At 34.5% G+C, this 16,386-nt stretch carries 12 protein-coding genes; 9 read left to right on the forward strand and 3 right to left on the reverse strand.

Translation table 11 applies throughout. From position 1 onward, the window contains the following. Window positions 1-45 precede the first annotated feature (45 nt). Window positions 46-1,101 carry a M24 family metallopeptidase gene (locus tag DYE31_RS05955; RefSeq protein WP_015900558.1) on the reverse strand — a complete coding sequence of 352 codons (1,056 nt, stop codon included), beginning with the start codon at window positions 1,099-1,101 and terminating at the stop codon, window positions 46-48. A gap of 140 nt (window positions 1,102-1,241) precedes the next feature. Here DYE31_RS05955 and DYE31_RS05960 point away from each other — a divergent pair, with 140 nt between their 5' ends. Beyond that, the gene (locus DYE31_RS05960; protein ID WP_015900557.1) at window positions 1,242-1,934 is read left to right on the forward strand and encodes a metal-dependent hydrolase; all 693 of its coding nucleotides are present in this window, start codon (window positions 1,242-1,244) and stop codon (window positions 1,932-1,934) included. A 52-nt stretch (window positions 1,935-1,986) separates the two neighbouring features. On the opposite strand, the gene DYE31_RS05965 is transcribed toward DYE31_RS05960, so the two are convergent. Then, entirely contained in the window at window positions 1,987-2,400 is a 414-nt protein-coding gene (locus DYE31_RS05965) for a universal stress protein (protein ID WP_015900556.1), read from the reverse strand. A 218-nt stretch (window positions 2,401-2,618) separates the two neighbouring features. Between DYE31_RS05965 and DYE31_RS05970 the strand changes: the two genes are divergently transcribed. From DYE31_RS05970 to pyk, 8 genes are all read left to right on the forward strand, one after another. After that, complete coding sequence (locus tag DYE31_RS05970) at window positions 2,619-3,914, forward strand: DRTGG domain-containing protein (RefSeq protein ID WP_015900555.1); 1,296 nt, start codon at window positions 2,619-2,621, stop codon at window positions 3,912-3,914. A gap of 23 nt (window positions 3,915-3,937) precedes the next feature. Continuing rightward, window positions 3,938-4,879, forward strand: coding sequence for a DHH family phosphoesterase (locus DYE31_RS05975; protein ID WP_015900554.1), 942 nt, complete (start codon window positions 3,938-3,940; stop codon window positions 4,877-4,879). A 25-nt stretch (window positions 4,880-4,904) separates the two neighbouring features. Beyond that, window positions 4,905-8,108 carry a DNA polymerase III subunit alpha gene (locus DYE31_RS05980; protein ID WP_015900553.1) on the forward strand — a complete coding sequence of 1,068 codons (3,204 nt, stop codon included), beginning with the start codon at window positions 4,905-4,907 and terminating at the stop codon, window positions 8,106-8,108. Window positions 8,109-8,363: 255 nt separating this feature from the next. Beyond that, the gene (ystJ, locus tag DYE31_RS05985; protein ID WP_015900552.1) at window positions 8,364-9,590 is read left to right on the forward strand and encodes an NADP-dependent malic enzyme; all 1,227 of its coding nucleotides are present in this window, start codon (window positions 8,364-8,366) and stop codon (window positions 9,588-9,590) included. Between the two features lie 71 nt (window positions 9,591-9,661). Continuing rightward, the gene (gene accD, locus DYE31_RS05990; protein ID WP_015900551.1) at window positions 9,662-10,534 is read left to right on the forward strand and encodes an acetyl-CoA carboxylase, carboxyltransferase subunit beta; all 873 of its coding nucleotides are present in this window, start codon (window positions 9,662-9,664) and stop codon (window positions 10,532-10,534) included. Further along, the gene (locus DYE31_RS05995; protein WP_015900550.1) at window positions 10,527-11,474 is read left to right on the forward strand and encodes an acetyl-CoA carboxylase carboxyltransferase subunit alpha; all 948 of its coding nucleotides are present in this window, start codon (window positions 10,527-10,529) and stop codon (window positions 11,472-11,474) included. The genes accD and DYE31_RS05995 overlap by 8 nt, the downstream gene beginning before the upstream one ends. Before the next feature lie 317 nt (window positions 11,475-11,791). Then, the gene (gene pfkA, locus DYE31_RS06000) at window positions 11,792-12,760 is read left to right on the forward strand and encodes a 6-phosphofructokinase (protein WP_015900549.1); all 969 of its coding nucleotides are present in this window, start codon (window positions 11,792-11,794) and stop codon (window positions 12,758-12,760) included. A 31-nt stretch (window positions 12,761-12,791) separates the two neighbouring features. Further along, window positions 12,792-14,552, forward strand: coding sequence for a pyruvate kinase (gene pyk / locus DYE31_RS06005; RefSeq protein WP_015900548.1), 1,761 nt, complete (start codon window positions 12,792-12,794; stop codon window positions 14,550-14,552). A 333-nt stretch (window positions 14,553-14,885) separates the two neighbouring features. On the opposite strand, the gene DYE31_RS06010 is transcribed toward pyk, so the two are convergent. Then, complete coding sequence (locus DYE31_RS06010; protein ID WP_041612983.1) at window positions 14,886-16,250, reverse strand: amino acid permease; 1,365 nt, start codon at window positions 16,248-16,250, stop codon at window positions 14,886-14,888. Between the last annotated feature and the right edge of the window lie 136 nt (window positions 16,251-16,386).

A 16,386-nucleotide genomic window follows, 5' to 3' on the forward strand; every position in this document is an offset into this window, starting at 1 on the left:
TAAAAAAACAGATTTGCAAACTTGCAAATCTGTTTTGGAAATTATTTATTTTTCGTAATGTGTTAATATTTCATGACCATCTTCTGTAACTAAAATATCATCTTCAATTCGAACGCCTACTTCGTTAGGAACGTAAATACCTGGTTCAACTGTTACTACCATTCCAGGGACAAATTTATTTGTATTATGCGCTGCTACATCTTGATATTCATGTTCTTCTAAGCCTAATCCATGTCCTAAACGGTGTACGAAATATTCGCCATAACCTGCTTCAGTAATAATACCGCGTGCTTTTTTATCAACATCACCAATTACTACACCTGGTTTAATCATATCAATTGCTTCTTTTTCAGCTTTAAGAACAATATCATATACTTCTTTAGCTTTTTCATCAGGTGTACCGAATGGTACTGTACGTGTCATATCACTGCAGTATTGTTCATATACGACTCCTAAATCAAAGAGTACATATTCATCTTTTTGAAGTGCGCGATCTCCAGGTACACCATGAGGTGAAGCAGCATGATCACCGAATAATACCATTGTGTCGAAACTCATTTGATCTACACCGTAATTTGTTTGAATTTCATATTCGATATGGCGTACAACTTGTTTTTCAGTTACGCCTTCTTTTAAGAAATTGACGCCGATTTCAATACATTTATCAGCAAGTTCAGCTGCTTTTTTAATTTTATCAATTTCTTCAGGTGTTTTAACATTTCGAAGTGCTTTAATTGTACCGTCGATATCTCCGAATGTTTCAACCCCAAAACCTTCAATTAATTCTTTCTGGCGTTTTAATGTTAAATGTTCATTTTCAACAAGTAATTTATCAAAATGATAATCAACAAGTTTAAATGGATCTTCTCCATCTGCATTTCCCACAACTTTGCCTTTAAATGGAGATGCTTTTACTTCTTCTACTTCAAGTTTTGGAACAAATAGAACTTGTTCGCCCTCAGCAGTAATTAAAAGGGCTAATAAACGTTCATGCGGTTCACTTAAGTAGCCCGTAAAATAAAAAACATTTAATGGTGTAGTAATCCAAGCAGCACCAGCGTCTTGGTTACGTATTTCTTTTACTATTTCATCTGTCTTCACAATCCATCAACCTCCATATTTTTAATTAACTATAGTTTAGTCTACATTCGTAGATAATTCAAAAGGTGAGGGATTGTTTTTTGTGAAAAGAGGGAAGATGTTATAATATAATCAACAAAATGAACATAGGGGGATTATTAATGAAATTATCATTCCATGGACAATCAACTATTTATTTTGAAGCAAACGGCAAGAAAGTCATCGTAGATCCATTTATTACAGGTAATGAATTATCTGATTTGAATGCAGAAGATGTTGAAGTCGATTATATCGTATTAACACATGGTCACGGAGATCATTTTGGGGATACGGTAGAAATTGCTAAAAAAAATAATGCCACTGTAGTAGGTTTAGCAGAAGTTGCAGATTACTTATCAACATCACAAGGCGTTGAAAATGTGCATCCTATGAATATCGGCGGCAAGTGGGAATTTGAATTTGGTTCTGTAAAATATGTACAAGCATTTCATAGTTCAAGTTTAACGAATGAAGATGGAATTCCTGTTTATTTAGGTGCATCTACAGGATTGATTTTAGAAGTAGATGGCAAAACAATTTATCATTGCGGTGACACTGGTTTATTCAGTGATATGAAACTGATTGCAGATCGTCATCCGGTAGATATATGCTTTGTTCCGATTGGTGATAACTTTACTATGGGAATTGAAGATGCAAGCTATGCGATTAATGAATTTATCCAACCTAAAATCTCAGTACCAATTCATTATGATACTTTCCCTTATATTGAACAAAATCCTGAAGACTTCAAAAAATTAGTGAATAAAGGTGAAGTTCAAATATTAAAACCAGGTGAAGAAGTAAAATTCGATTAAGTTAAACAAAATAAAAATGCTTGTACAGTTTTTTGCTGTACAAGCATTTTTATTATTTAACAATTAATACAGGGATTTGAGCACGTTTGGCTACTTTGTGACTGACGCTGCCTAATACAAATTTCTTTTTCTCTTGAGCTTTACGGTTACTAACAACTAAAATGTCATAGTCGCCGCTGTTTGCAAATTTTACAAGTTCTTCTTTAGGATTACCACGTACAATGATTTCATCGTAGTCAATGCCATACTCATCTAAAGTATCACGAGTTGGTTGCAAATCTTTACTTCGATCGGCAGTTAATTCATTTAAATGAACTCCGCCTTTAATAGATGCTTGTGCATCTTGTTCTGAAATCGCATTCAAAATTGTAACGATTGTACCTTCCCCAGATAATTTTTGAACATTTTGAAGCACTTTTTTATTTTCTAAATCCGTGTCAACACCGAGTAATATGTTTTTATACATCTCAATCCCTCCTTAGTTTCTATTCTAATAAAGATGTAACAATTTTTCCAATTAAATTTATGAACAAATTATTAAAAAGCTTTTTCTTGCTAAATTAAATTCTTATATTAGAGAAGGTTTCAATCAAATGTTAAAATCACTTGTGATATTGTTTCGATTTTTAGAGTAAAGCAAGTTATAATAAATAATAAGAGAAAGCAGAGAATGAGGGAAGTAAGATGACAAAACATGAGCAAATTCTGGCGCATATTGATTCTTTGGCTGTAGGAAAGAAAATCTCTGTAAGAAAAATTGCGAAAGATTTAGAGGTTTCAGAAGGTACAGCATATCGCGCTATTAAAGATGCTGAACAATTGGGATTAGTTGCAACAATAGATAGAGTTGGCACAGTAAGAATCGAAAAGAAAAGTCGCGAACAAATCGAACATCTTACATTTGGTGAAATCGTAAAGATTATAGATGGTCAGGTTTTAGCAGGTAGAAATGGATTGCACAATACATTGACTAAATTTGCGATAGCAGCGATGAAACTTGAAAATGTCGTTAAATATTTAACCAAACATACATTGTTAATAGTCGGCAACCGAACAGATGTACAAATGGAAGCTTTAAAACATGGCAGTGCAGTGCTTATAACGGGTGGTTTCAATACTACACCGGAAATCAAAAAGTATGCTGACGAACATAATCTACCGATTCTATCATCAAATTATGATTCATATCTAGTAGCCAATATGATTAATAGAGCAATGTACAATCAAATTATTCGAAAAGAAATTTTGATTGTTGAAGATATCGTTAAACCAGTTTCAGAAGAAACAGTGGCAAAAGAAGATATGTTAGTATCAGATTTGAAAAAGCGTTCACAACAAACGGGACACTCTAGATTCCCAGTAGTAGATGACGACTGGAAACTTGTTGGTATTGTAACAAGTAAAGATATCATTGCGAAAGATTCTGATGAGAGTATTCAAAAAGTGATGACAAAGCCTGTTTTAAACGTGCAGAATTCAACGACAGTTGCAAGTTGTGCACATATGATGATTTGGGAAGGAATTGAACTCTTGCCAGTCACAACTATCAATAAAAAGTTATTAGGTGTCGTCTCTCGTGAAGATGTTTTAAGAGCAATGCAATTAATTGGCAGACAACCGCAAGTAGGCGAAACGATTAATGATCAAGTCGCTAAGTATATTTCTATAAATAAAGATAGTATTACTGTCGATGTCGCGCCTCAATTAACAAGTCAATACGGTACATTAAGCAAAGGTGCTTTTGTGGCAATCATTGAAGAAACGATTCGTTATAAAATGCGCCAATTAAAAAAACAAGAAGTTATGATTGAGAGTTTAAGTATTATGTATTTAAAAACAGTTTCGATTGAGACTGAATTAGAAATACAATACAACATGTTAGATATAGGAAGACATTTTGCTAAAATAGAAGTTAGTATGATGAACGGACAAACACCAGTGGCAAAAGCATTGACAATATGTCAGATGCTGGAAAGCTAGATAGAAGAGGAGATTGAACCAAGATGAACAACTTTAATGAAATTATGAATACAATTGCAGAAACAGAAACAATCATTATTCACAGACATGTACGTCCAGACCCTGATGCATATGGGTCACAATTAGGATTGAAATCATATCTTCAATTAAAATTTCCTGATAAAACAATCTATGCAGTAGGAGAAAGTGAACCTTCATTAGATTTCATGGGAACTTTTGATGCAGTGAAAGATGATGATTATAAAGATGCACTTGTCATTGTCTGCGATACTGCAAATGCGCCAAGAATTGATGACCAACGTTTTGATAATGGTCAAAAATTGATTAAAATCGATCACCATCCACCAGTTGATCAATACGGAGATTTAAACTATGTCAATACAGATGCTTCATCTACAAGTGAAATTATTTTTGATATAATTTCATATTTTAATGATGCATCTATTATCAATGAAAATACAGCGAGACTTTTGTATTTAGGAATTGTCGGAGATACAGGCCGCTTCTTCTTTAACAATACAACACCGCATACGATGCAAGTTGCAGCTGATTTATTGAAATATCATTTCGACCATAGTGCAGAATTAAATAAAATGGCTGAGAAAGACCCTAAACTAGCACCATTCCAAGGCTATGTTTTACAAAACTTTGACTTGAATGAAAATGGATTTGCTAAAGTACAAATTACTGAAGATGTATTGAAGCAGTATGGTTTAGTTCCTAATGAAGCTTCTCAATTTGTCAATACAATTTCAGATTTACGAGGTTTGAAAGTATGGGTGTTTGCTGTGGATGAAGGTTCTGAAATTCGTTGCAGATTACGTTCAAAAGGTATTGTTATCAATGATATCGCTCAAAAATTCGGAGGCGGAGGTCATCCGAATGCGTCTGGTGTTTCAGTAGATAATTGGCAAGAATTTGATGCACTTGCAGCTGAATTGAATAAAAGAGCTGAAGAGAATTAATGATTAAAAAGGGGGAATGGTCGCAGTGAAGGCACATCTCAACATTCATACCGCCTATGACTTGCTTAATTCAAGTTTAAAAGTTCCGGATATTATTCAAAAGGCTGTGCAAGAAGGTTATGAAACGTTAGCAATTACAGATACGAACGTACTGCATGCTGTTCCTCAATTTTATGATGCAAGCATCAAAGCAGGCATTAAACCTGTTTTTGGTATGACTATTTATTTAAGTGATGGACTTACTGAGTTAGAGACGGTATTGCTTGCCAAAAATGAAGCGGGATTGAAATCACTTTATCAACTATCCTCTGCTATTAAAGTACAAGAAAAATACGCAACACCAATTGAATGGTTGAAAAAGTATCAAGATAACCTTGTCATTATTTTTAAAAACGTTACATCGGAACAATTAAATCTGGTTCATCATTTTGAGAAACATCCTGATTTGTATGTTGATCATCAAAGCAGCGGTGCGGCTGAAAGGTTAGATTTGAATATGGTGTATATGCAGGAGGCAAGGTACCTCAATGCTGAAGATGCAGATACACTCAGTGCTTTAAATGCAATCAAAGACAATCAAACTATAGATTTAGTAAATACAGGAAGTAATCATCATGCTCATTTTTATACACAAAACGAAGTAAATGATTTAGGGTTGTCTGCAGATGTAATTGAAAATACTGAGACACTAGCAGAGTTATGTACAACAGAAATTGAGTATCATCAGCCGCTTCTACCTCAATACCAAACACCAGATAATAGTTCCTCTAAAACATATTTATGGCATTTATTAGAGCAATCATTAGAAAAAATGGAGTTCGATCAATCGCAATATCGTGAACGACTAGAATATGAATTTAACATCATTACTGAAATGGGTTATGAAGACTACTTTTTAATCGTAAGTGACTTAATCCATTATGCCAAAACACACAATGTCATGGTAGGACCTGGTCGTGGTTCTTCTGCAGGTTCATTAGTCAGTTATTTGTTGAATATTACAACAATAGACCCGCTGCGTTATAACCTGCTTTTCGAACGTTTCTTAAACCCGGAGCGTGTCACAATGCCTGATATTGACATTGATTTCGAGGATACAAGACGTGAAAAAGTCATTCAATATGTGCAAGAGAAATACGGTGATTATCATGTCTCTGGAATTGTGACATTCGGCCATCTGCTCGCAAAAGCAGTTGCGAGAGATGTTGGCAGAATCATGGGCTTTGAAGAATCAACATTAAGTGAAATTTCTAAGTTGATTCCATCTAAATTAGGTATTACGCTCAGTGAAGCTTATCAAAATGAGAGCTTTAAAGAATTTGTACATCGAAATCACCGACATGAAAAATGGTTTGAGTTAAGTAAAAAATTAGAAGGCTTGCCAAGACATACGTCAACACATGCCGCTGGTATTATCATCAATGATCGACCATTATATGAGCATGTCCCATTATTTATGGGTGATACAGGATTACTGACTCAATGGACAATGACAGAAGATGAAAAATTAGGTTTATTGAAAATTGACTTTTTAGGTTTGAAAAATTTATCCATTATTCATCAGATTATTGATCAAGTAAAGAAAGATTTAAATGTTTCTATTGATATTGAAGCGATTCCTTTTGATGATCCTAAAGTTTTTGAAATGCTATCACGAGGAGATACAACGGGTCTTTTCCAATTAGAGTCTGATGGTGTGAGACAGGCATTGAAAAGACTGCAGCCTCAACATTTTGAGGATATTGTTGCCATGACTTCACTTTATCGTCCCGGACCTATGGAAGAAATTCCGACTTATATTACAAGACGACATGTTCCATCAAAAGTACAATATCTGCATCCTGATTTGGAACCTATCCTTAAAAATACTTACGGTGTCATTATTTACCAAGAACAAATAATGCAGATTGCCAGTAAATTCGCAGGATTCAGTTATGGTGAAGCGGATATTTTACGACGTGCGATGAGTAAGAAAAATAGAGCTATGCTCGAAAACGAGAGACAACACTTTGTCGATGGTGCGAATCAGAATGGTTACTCAGAACAGTTGAGCAAGCAAATTTTTGATTTGATTTTAAAATTTGCAGATTATGGTTTCCCGAGAGCGCATGCTGTCAGTTATTCAAAAATTGCATACACAATGGCTTATTTAAAAGTTCATTATCCTAACTATTTTTATGCAAATATACTTACTAACTCAATCGGTAATGATAAGAAAACTGAACTTATGGTAACTGAAGCTAAATCAATGAATTTGAAAATACTTCCACCTGATATTAATGAGAGTCATTGGTACTATAGAGCAACTTCTAAAGGTATTTATTTATCACTCGGTGCAGTAAAGGGTGTTGGATACCAAAGTGTGAAAGCAATTGTTGAAGAAAGGTACGAAAATGGAAAATATAAAGACTTCTTTGATTTAACCAGAAGATTGCCGAATAGAGTTAAAACTCGCAAATTGTTAGAATCACTTATTTTAGTCGGTGCATTTGATCAATTCAATGAAAATCGTGCAACGCTTCTATCAACCTTAGACCAAGTTTTAGATGGTGCAAGCAATGTGGAACAAGATGAGCTGTTATTTGAATTTGTGACACCTAAAGAAAGTTATCAAGCAAAAGAAGAATTGCCGGATAAGGTGTTGAGCGATTTTGAAAAAGAACATCTCGGTTTCTATATTTCAAAACATCCCGTCGAAAAAATATTTGAAAATAAACAACTGTTAGGAATATACAAACTTTCAAATGCGAAGAACAACCAACCTATATTAGTGCAAATTGATAAGATGAATCGTATTCGTACTAAAAATGGACAACCTATGGCATTTGTAACTTTAAATGATGGAACTAAAACATTAGATGGTGTAATATTCCCGAACGTCTTTAAACAAATTGAGAATATTTTGGAAGACAATGACACCTTTATTGTGAGCGGCAAATTTGAAGAACGCCAAAATCAAACACAGTTAATCATCAATCAATTAGAAACTTTGGAACACTTTGAAAATCAGAAATTCAAGTTTGCCAGAATGTTAGTATTGCGCAATGTTGAAGCGTCTAATCTAGATTTTGACAGTTTTAAAACAGAAAATAATCAAGATACGATTCCGGTAAATTTGTATCATGTAGCAGCTAATAAAATGGAACAGATTGGTTTAATAAAAAGAGATATAGAGACAATAGAAACGTTTATTCAGAAGATACCACCTGAAAATGTGAGAATCATTTAACTTGATGCTAAGCAGTTTGCTTAGCATTTTTAATGCAATCATATGACGAAAGATTAGTGTATTTAATAGAAACCTTTCTTAGCAATAAGGATAATTGTGTTATAATCGTTCTAGATTTTGAAATTAAAAACAAAACTTGTATGATAAAAAGACACAAACACTCATTTAAAAAATAAATCATATATACATTTTAATTACAGATGAACCAAGTTTCATTTGGTTTTGTAAAACCGTTAAAACAAAGGAGCGATTAACTTGTCTTTAAGAGATGAAGCACTTGAAATGCATAAAAAGAATCAAGGAAAATTAGAAGTTACACCTAAAGTGAAAGTGACTAACAAAGAAGAATTAAGCTTAGCTTACTCTCCAGGCGTTGCAGAACCCTGCAAAGAAATATATGAAGATCCTCGTAAAGTATATGATTATACAGCAAAAGGCAATACAGTAGCTGTTATTACTGATGGTACAGCTGTTTTAGGTCTAGGTAATATTGGCGCTGAAGCAAGTATACCTGTTATGGAAGGTAAAGCCGTCTTATTTAAAAGTTTTGCTGGCATTAATGGCGTTCCGATTGCTTTAGATACCACAGATACTGAAGAAATCATTAAAACTGTAAAATATTTACAACCTAATTATGGCGGTATCAACTTAGAAGATATTTCAGCACCGCGTTGTTTTGAAATTGAAAACAGATTGAAGAAAGAAACAAAGATACCAGTTTTCCATGATGATCAGCATGGTACTGCGATTGTCACAATGGCAGGTTTAATTAATGCATTGAGAATTACAGATAAATCGCTGTCAGATATTAAAGTGGTTTTAAATGGTGCAGGTGCAGCGGGTATCGCAATTGTTAAATTATTATATTCATATGGTGTAAGAAATATGATTATGTGTGATTCTAAAGGAGCTATCTATGAAGGTCGTCCTTATGGTATGAATCCGACTAAAGATTTTGTAGCGGAATGGACGAATAAGGATAAGCAAGAAGGCAAACTTTCTGATGTGATTAAAGGGGCTGATGTCTTTATCGGTGTGTCTGTTGCAAACGCACTTTCTCAAGATATGGTAAAATCAATGAATGAAGACAGTATTATTTTTGCAATGGCAAATCCTAATCCTGAAATCACTCCTGATGATGCTAAAGCTGCGGGGGCTAAAGTAGTGGGAACTGGACGTTCAGATTTTCCTAACCAAATCAATAATGTTTTAGCATTTCCGGGTATTTTCAGAGGTGCATTAGATGTTGAAGCAACGCATATTAATGAAAAAATGAAACAAGCAGCTGTTTCAGCAATTGCAGATTTAATTCAGCCTGATGAATTATCACCGGATTATTGTATTCCAGCACCTTTTGATAGACGTGTTGCACCATCAGTTGCGCGCAATGTAGCAAAAGCTGCTATGGAATCTGGAGTATCTAGGGTTGAAGTTGACCCAGATGAAATATACAATAAAACGATGAGATTAACTGATATTTAATTAGGAAATTTATTTTTCAAAGAGCTGTTATGCGGTTAGAAGCGGCATAATAGTGGTGTGGAGGTTGACCAATGTTTAAAGATTTTTTTAATCGAGGCAGTAAAAAGAAAAAATATGTTACTGTGCAAGATTCAAAACAGAACGATGTTCCAACAGGTATCATGACTAAATGCCCAAAATGCAAAAAAATCATGTACACTAAAGAACTTTCTGAAAATCTCAATGTATGTTTCAATTGTGACCATCACTTATCATTGACTGCATATAAACGTATTGAGGCAATTTCAGATGAAGGAACTTTTAAAGAATTTGATAAAGGGATGACTTCTGCCAATCCTTTAGATTTTCCGGGATATGAAGAAAAAATAAAAAAAGACCAAGAAAAAACTGGTTTAGACGAAGCAGTTGTGACGGGTACTGCTGAATTAGGCGGTATAGAATACGGTGTTGCTGTCATGGATGCTCGATTCAGAATGGGCAGTATGGGTTCAGTAGTCGGTGAGAAAATTTGTCGTATTATAGATTACTGTACTGAACACCGTCTACCGTTCATTTTATTTTCAGCAAGTGGTGGTGCCAGGATGCAAGAAGGTATTATTTCATTGATGCAGATGGGTAAAACAAGTGTGTCATTGAAACGTCATTCTGATGCTGGATTATTATATATTTCTTACATTACGAATCCGACAACGGGTGGCGTATCTGCAAGTTTCGCTTCTGTTGGAGATATTAATTTATCTGAACCGAAAGCATTAATCGGATTTGCAGGCCGCAGAGTTATCGAACAGACAATTAATGAAAAATTGCCGGATGATTTCCAAACTGCAGAATTCTTATTGGAACACGGTCAACTAGATAAAGTGGTACATCGTAAAGAAATGCGCAGTACTTTAGAATCTATTTTAAAAATGCATGCTGGACAAGAGGTGAATAAAGATGCTTGATTTTGAAAAGCCATTATTTGAAATTAAAAATAAGATAGATGCTTTGAAAGAATCACAAGAAAAAAATGATGTTGATTTACAAGAAGAAATTGACATGCTAGAAGCGTCTTTAGAACGAGAAACTGAAAAAATTTACATGCATTTAAAACCATGGGACCGTGTACAATTAGCTAGATTACAAGAAAGGCCTACAACTTTAGATTATATTTCATATATCTTTGATGAATTTATAGAGTTACATGGGGATAGAAATTATCGTGATGATCCTGCGATGGTTGGCGGCATCGGCTATTTAAATGGTCAACCTGTTACAGTAATCGGACAACAGCGCGGTAAAGATACAAAAGATAATATTTATCGTAATTTTGGTATGGCACATCCTGAAGGTTACAGAAAGGCATTGCGTTTAATGAAACAAGCTGAGAAATTCGGTCGTCCGATATTCACATTCATTGACACTAAAGGTGCCTATCCAGGTAAAGCAGCTGAAGAGAGAGGTCAAAGTGAGTCTATCGCCAAAAATTTAATTGAAATGGCAAGTCTGAAAGTACCTGTGATTTCATTAGTAATTGGTGAAGGCGGAAGTGGTGGTGCACTCGGTATTGGTATTGCCAATCGTGTGCTTATGTTAGAAAACAGTACTTACTCTGTAATTTCACCTGAAGGTGCAGCTGCATTGTTATGGAAAGATAGTAATTTATCTAAAATTGCTGCTGAAACAATGAAAATAACTGCTCCGGATTTAAAAGAATTGCAAATCATAGATGATGTTATCAATGAGCCTCTTGGTGGTGCGCATAAAGATGTCGCATTACAAGCTGAACGTATTAAAGAGGCATTCACAAAACAATTATCAGAGTTAGAAAAATTAAATGGGCAAGAACTTGCTGATGATCGTTTTGAAAAATTCCGCCAAATCGGTGAATTTAAAGAACAATAAGGGTAGAGAGATTCTATACGCTATTTTTAGCGTCATAGAATCTCTTTTTTTACAACTACAATACTTTTTTGAATAAAAAGATATACATGACTTAAGCTGACTGCAAAAATACGATAAGAATATAGTGTATTGTTTCCTGAAAAATATAGTAGAATTATCTATTGATTTTTACAAGAATATAATAAAGAATGTGGCTATATTTCGAAATCATAAATATAAAACGTTTACATTATAGAATGCATTGTATTTCTATGGATAAGCCTCTATTTTTATGGTATTTTTAATGTAAATCATACAAGTTAGGAAGGTCAGTCGTCATGAAAAAAATTGCAGTTTTAACAAGTGGCGGAGACGCACCGGGAATGAATGCTGCTATTCGAGCAGTTGTGCGTACAGCTATTTATAATGGGATTGAAGTTTATGGTGTGTATCAAGGCTATCTAGGATTAATCAATGATGATCTTAAGAAACTTGAATTAGGATCAGTGGGAGATACGATTCAAAGAGGCGGTACATTCTTATATTCTGCACGTTGTCCAGAATTCAAGGACAAAGAAGTTCGTGCAAAAGCAATTGAGAATTTGCGTTCTAGAGGAATTGATGGACTCGTTGTAATAGGTGGAGACGGTAGTTATCGCGGTGCACAACGCATCAGTGAAGAATGTCCAGAAATACAAACTATCGGTATCCCTGGTACAATTGACAATGACATTCCAGGAACTGATTACACAATCGGTTTTGATTCAGCATTAAATACAATTATTGAATCTGTGGATAAAATCAGAGATACAGCTTCAAGCCATGCACGTACTTTTATTGTTGAAGTAATGGGCCGAGATTGTGGTGATCTTGCATTGTGGGCTGGTTTAGCTGTCGGAGCAGAGACAATTATTGTTCCTGAAGAAAAAGTAGATATTAAAGATGTTGCTGAAAAAATTGAATCTGGTATTAAACGTGGCAAAAAACACTCTATTGTCGTGGTGGCAGAAGGTGTTATGGGCGGCCAACTATGTGCTGATGAATTAGCAAAATACATTCACGTCGATGCCCGTGTATCAGTTTTAGGTCATATCCAACGTGGAGGAAGCCCAACAGGTCAAGATAGAGTACTGGCATCAAGATTAGGTGGACATGCAGTTGAATTATTGATGGATGGAAAAACGGCGTTAGGTGTAGGTATCAAACAAAATCAACTTACACAAACAAAGTTTGAGGACATTTTCAATAACAAGGGAAGTAAATTTGATAAACAGATGTATAAACTTGCACAAGAATTATCAATTTAATTTATAGTGAATTTATTAGGAGGCTTTAATAATGAGAAAAACTAAAATCGTTTGTACGATTGGACCTGCATCAGAATCTGAAGAAATGTTAGAAAAATTAATGAAAGCTGGAATGAACGTTGCGCGTTTGAACTTCTCACACGGTGATCATGCAGAACATAAAGCGCGTATCGAGCGTATTCGTGAAGTATCTCAACGTTTAAACAAAACTATCGCTATTATGCTTGATACAAAAGGACCAGAAATTCGTACTCATGATATGGAAAACGGCGTTATTAATTTAGAAAAAGGTAATGATGTTATTGTCAGCATGAATCAAGTTTTAGGTACTGCTGATAAATTTTCAGTGACTTACGAAGACCTTATTAATGACGTTGAAATCGGTTCTTTCATCTTACTTGATGACGGTCTTGTAGAATTAGAAGTTAAAGCTAAAGATAAAGAAAAAGGCGAAGTATTATGTGAAGTCTTAAACTCTGGTGAAATTAAAAATAAAAAAGGTGTTAACTTGCCAAATGTAAAAGTTAATTTACCAGGTATCACAGAAAAAGATGCAGATGATATCCGCTTTGGTATTGATGAGCATGTTGATTTTATCGCTGCTAGTTTTGTTCGTCGTCCAAGTGATGTTTTGGATATTCGTAAAATTTTAGAAGAAGAACGCAATACAAATATCAGCATTCTTCCTAAAATCGAAAACCAAGAAGGTATCGACAATATTAAAGAAATTCTAGAAGTTTCTGATGGCTTAATGGTAGCTCGTGGTGATATGGGTGTTGAAATTCCACCTGAGAATGTACCAGTTATCCAAAAAGATTTAATCAGACAATGTAACAAATTAGGTAAACCAGTTATCACAGCTACTCAAATGTTAGATTCTATGCAACGTAACCCGCGTGCTACAAGAGCAGAAGCAAGTGATGTAGCCAATGCTATCTATGATGGTACAGATGCAGTTATGTTATCTGGTGAAACTGCTGCTGGTTTATATCCTGAAGAAGCGGTTAAAGCAATGAGAAACATTGCAGTTGCTGCTGAAGCTGCACAAGATTATAAAAAATTATTGAATGACAGAACTAAACTGGAAGAAACAAACTTAGTAAATGCTATTGGTGTTTCTGTAGCTCATACAGCTTTAAACTTGAAAGTTAAAGCAATCGTAGCGGCTACTGAAAGTGGATCAACAGCTAAAACAATTTCTAAATTCCGTCCTCATTCAGACATTATTGCTGTAACTCCAAGTCCAGAAACTGCGCGCCAATTGGCATTAGTATGGGGTGTGTTCCCAGTAGTTAAAAAAGGACGTAAAACTACAGATGCTTTATTAAACAATGCTGTTGCTACTGCAATTGAAACTGGTCGTGTACAAAATGGTGACTTATTAATTATCACTGCTGGTGTACCAACTGGTGAAAAAGGTACAACTAACATGATGAAATTACATTTAGTTGGTGACGAAATTGTTAAAGGTCAAGGTGTCGGCCGTAATTCAGTAGTAGGAAATGCAATTGTTGTTCAAGATGCAATTGAGTTAGAAGGAAGAGATCTTTCAAACAAAATTATTGTAACGCATTCAACTGATGAAACATTCGTTCCATATATTGAACAAGCAGCTGGTTTAGTAGCTGAAGAAGGCGGTATTACTTCTCCAAGCGCAATCATCGGCTTAGAACAAGGTATCCCAACAATTGTTGGCGCTAGCAATGCAACTAAATTAATCGCAAATGACGTTGTGATTACTGTTGATGCCAACACTGGTCGTGTATATGATGGTTATGCAAACGTACTTTAATCCTATAAATTATATTGAATAATCAATGAAAAGAAAGAGCTCAAACTTATTTTTGAAATAGGTTTGAGCTCTTTTCCATACATATAAATTACATCATAATTAAATTCTATGCTAAATCGGATTGGTAAGAAAATCACTCGTCCGATTTTTAGTACAATAAAGCGCAATTATCTCTATTATATAAAGTGAACAAACCCAAATTAAAGGAGATAAGTTGCGCGTATGAATCATTTTTTATCATTACACTTTTTGTATTTAATCAAAAAAGAACGAGTGACCTCAGAAGTAGGTACCCGTTCTTTTAGTGAAATAAAGGTGCTGAATTATTAAAACTTATCCTTGGTGTTTTTTAACTTGTTGTGTATATCTCCAATACATGAATCCTAAAAGAATAAACCAAACTGGTGAGATAAAGATTGCTACACGTGTTACTGGGTTTACAAATAGTAACGCAAACACAAAGACGAAGAATAATAAGATAATGTAACCAGAAATTCTGCCACCTGGTAATTTATAAGGTGAATTTTTGTGTTGTTCTGGTTCACGTTTTTGATATCTGATGTATGCATAGATGATTAATCCCCATACAACTAAGAATAACACTGTTGAAATAGTAGTTACATACGTAAATACTAATGTTGCATCAGGGAAGATATAGTTCAATAATGCTGCAATTAATAATAGCGCACAAGAAACAAAAATTGCGATATGAGGTACACCATTTTTATTTGTAGATCTGAAAAGAGGTGGTGCTTGTTCTTGTCTCGCTAAACCAAATAACATACGACTGTTTGAGAAAATACCACTGTTACAAGATGGTGCAGCTGCTGTTAAAACAACAAAGTTGATGATACCAGCTGCGAATGGAATACCTACTAAAGCAAATAAGCGAACGAATGGACTTTCTGAAGGGTCCATTTTATTCCATGGAATAATAGACATGATAACTGCTAATGAACCAACGTAGAACAATAGAATACGCATCGGAACACTATTGATAGCTTTTGGTATTGTTTTAGTTGGATCTTTAGTTTCTCCAGCTGTTACCCCAATGATTTCAATCCCTACAAATGAGAATAATGCCATTTGGAAGGACATGAAGAATCCTGTTGCACCTTTAGGGAAAATACCATGTTCATATAAGTTAGTAAATGAAGCATGACCGAATTGAGTTTTATATGCAAATAAAATCATAACTAGTCCCACAACAATCAATACAATAATTGTTGTAACTTTGATAATTGCAAACCAAAATTCTAATTCCCCGAAAATTTTGGCACTAAATAAGTTAAATGCCATAAGTAATAATACACAGAATAATGCACTTACCCAGTTAGGAATTTGTGGCCACCAGAAGCTTACATACTTTGCAACAGCAGTAACTTCTGCCATACCAGTAATTATCCAACAGAACCAATACGTCCATCCTGTTACAAATCCTGCAAAAGGCCCGATATATTCATTTGTAACATCTGCAAATGATTTGAAGTTCGTGTTGGAAATTAAAATTTCTCCTAATCCTCTCATAAACATAAACAACATTAATCCAATGATAATGTATGTTAATAATATGGAAGGACCTGTCATAGCAATCGTTTGTCCTGCCCCTAAAAATAGCCCCGTTCCGATTGCGCCGCCAATTGCAATCAGTTGAATGTGACGATTGCTCAGTTCTCTTTGTAAATTATTATTTGCCATATTCATAACAACTCCCTTTTTGCACCTCATCAATATTATGCACATATTTATAAGTAATGACAAATGTTTTTTGCAAATAATGCAAATTTTCATGCAATTCACAATGAATTATAGTTATAATGAATGATAAATATTT

The organism is Staphylococcus carnosus (assembly GCF_900458435.1).
In the GTDB taxonomy this organism is placed as follows: Bacteria; Bacillota; Bacilli; order Staphylococcales; family Staphylococcaceae; genus Staphylococcus; species Staphylococcus carnosus.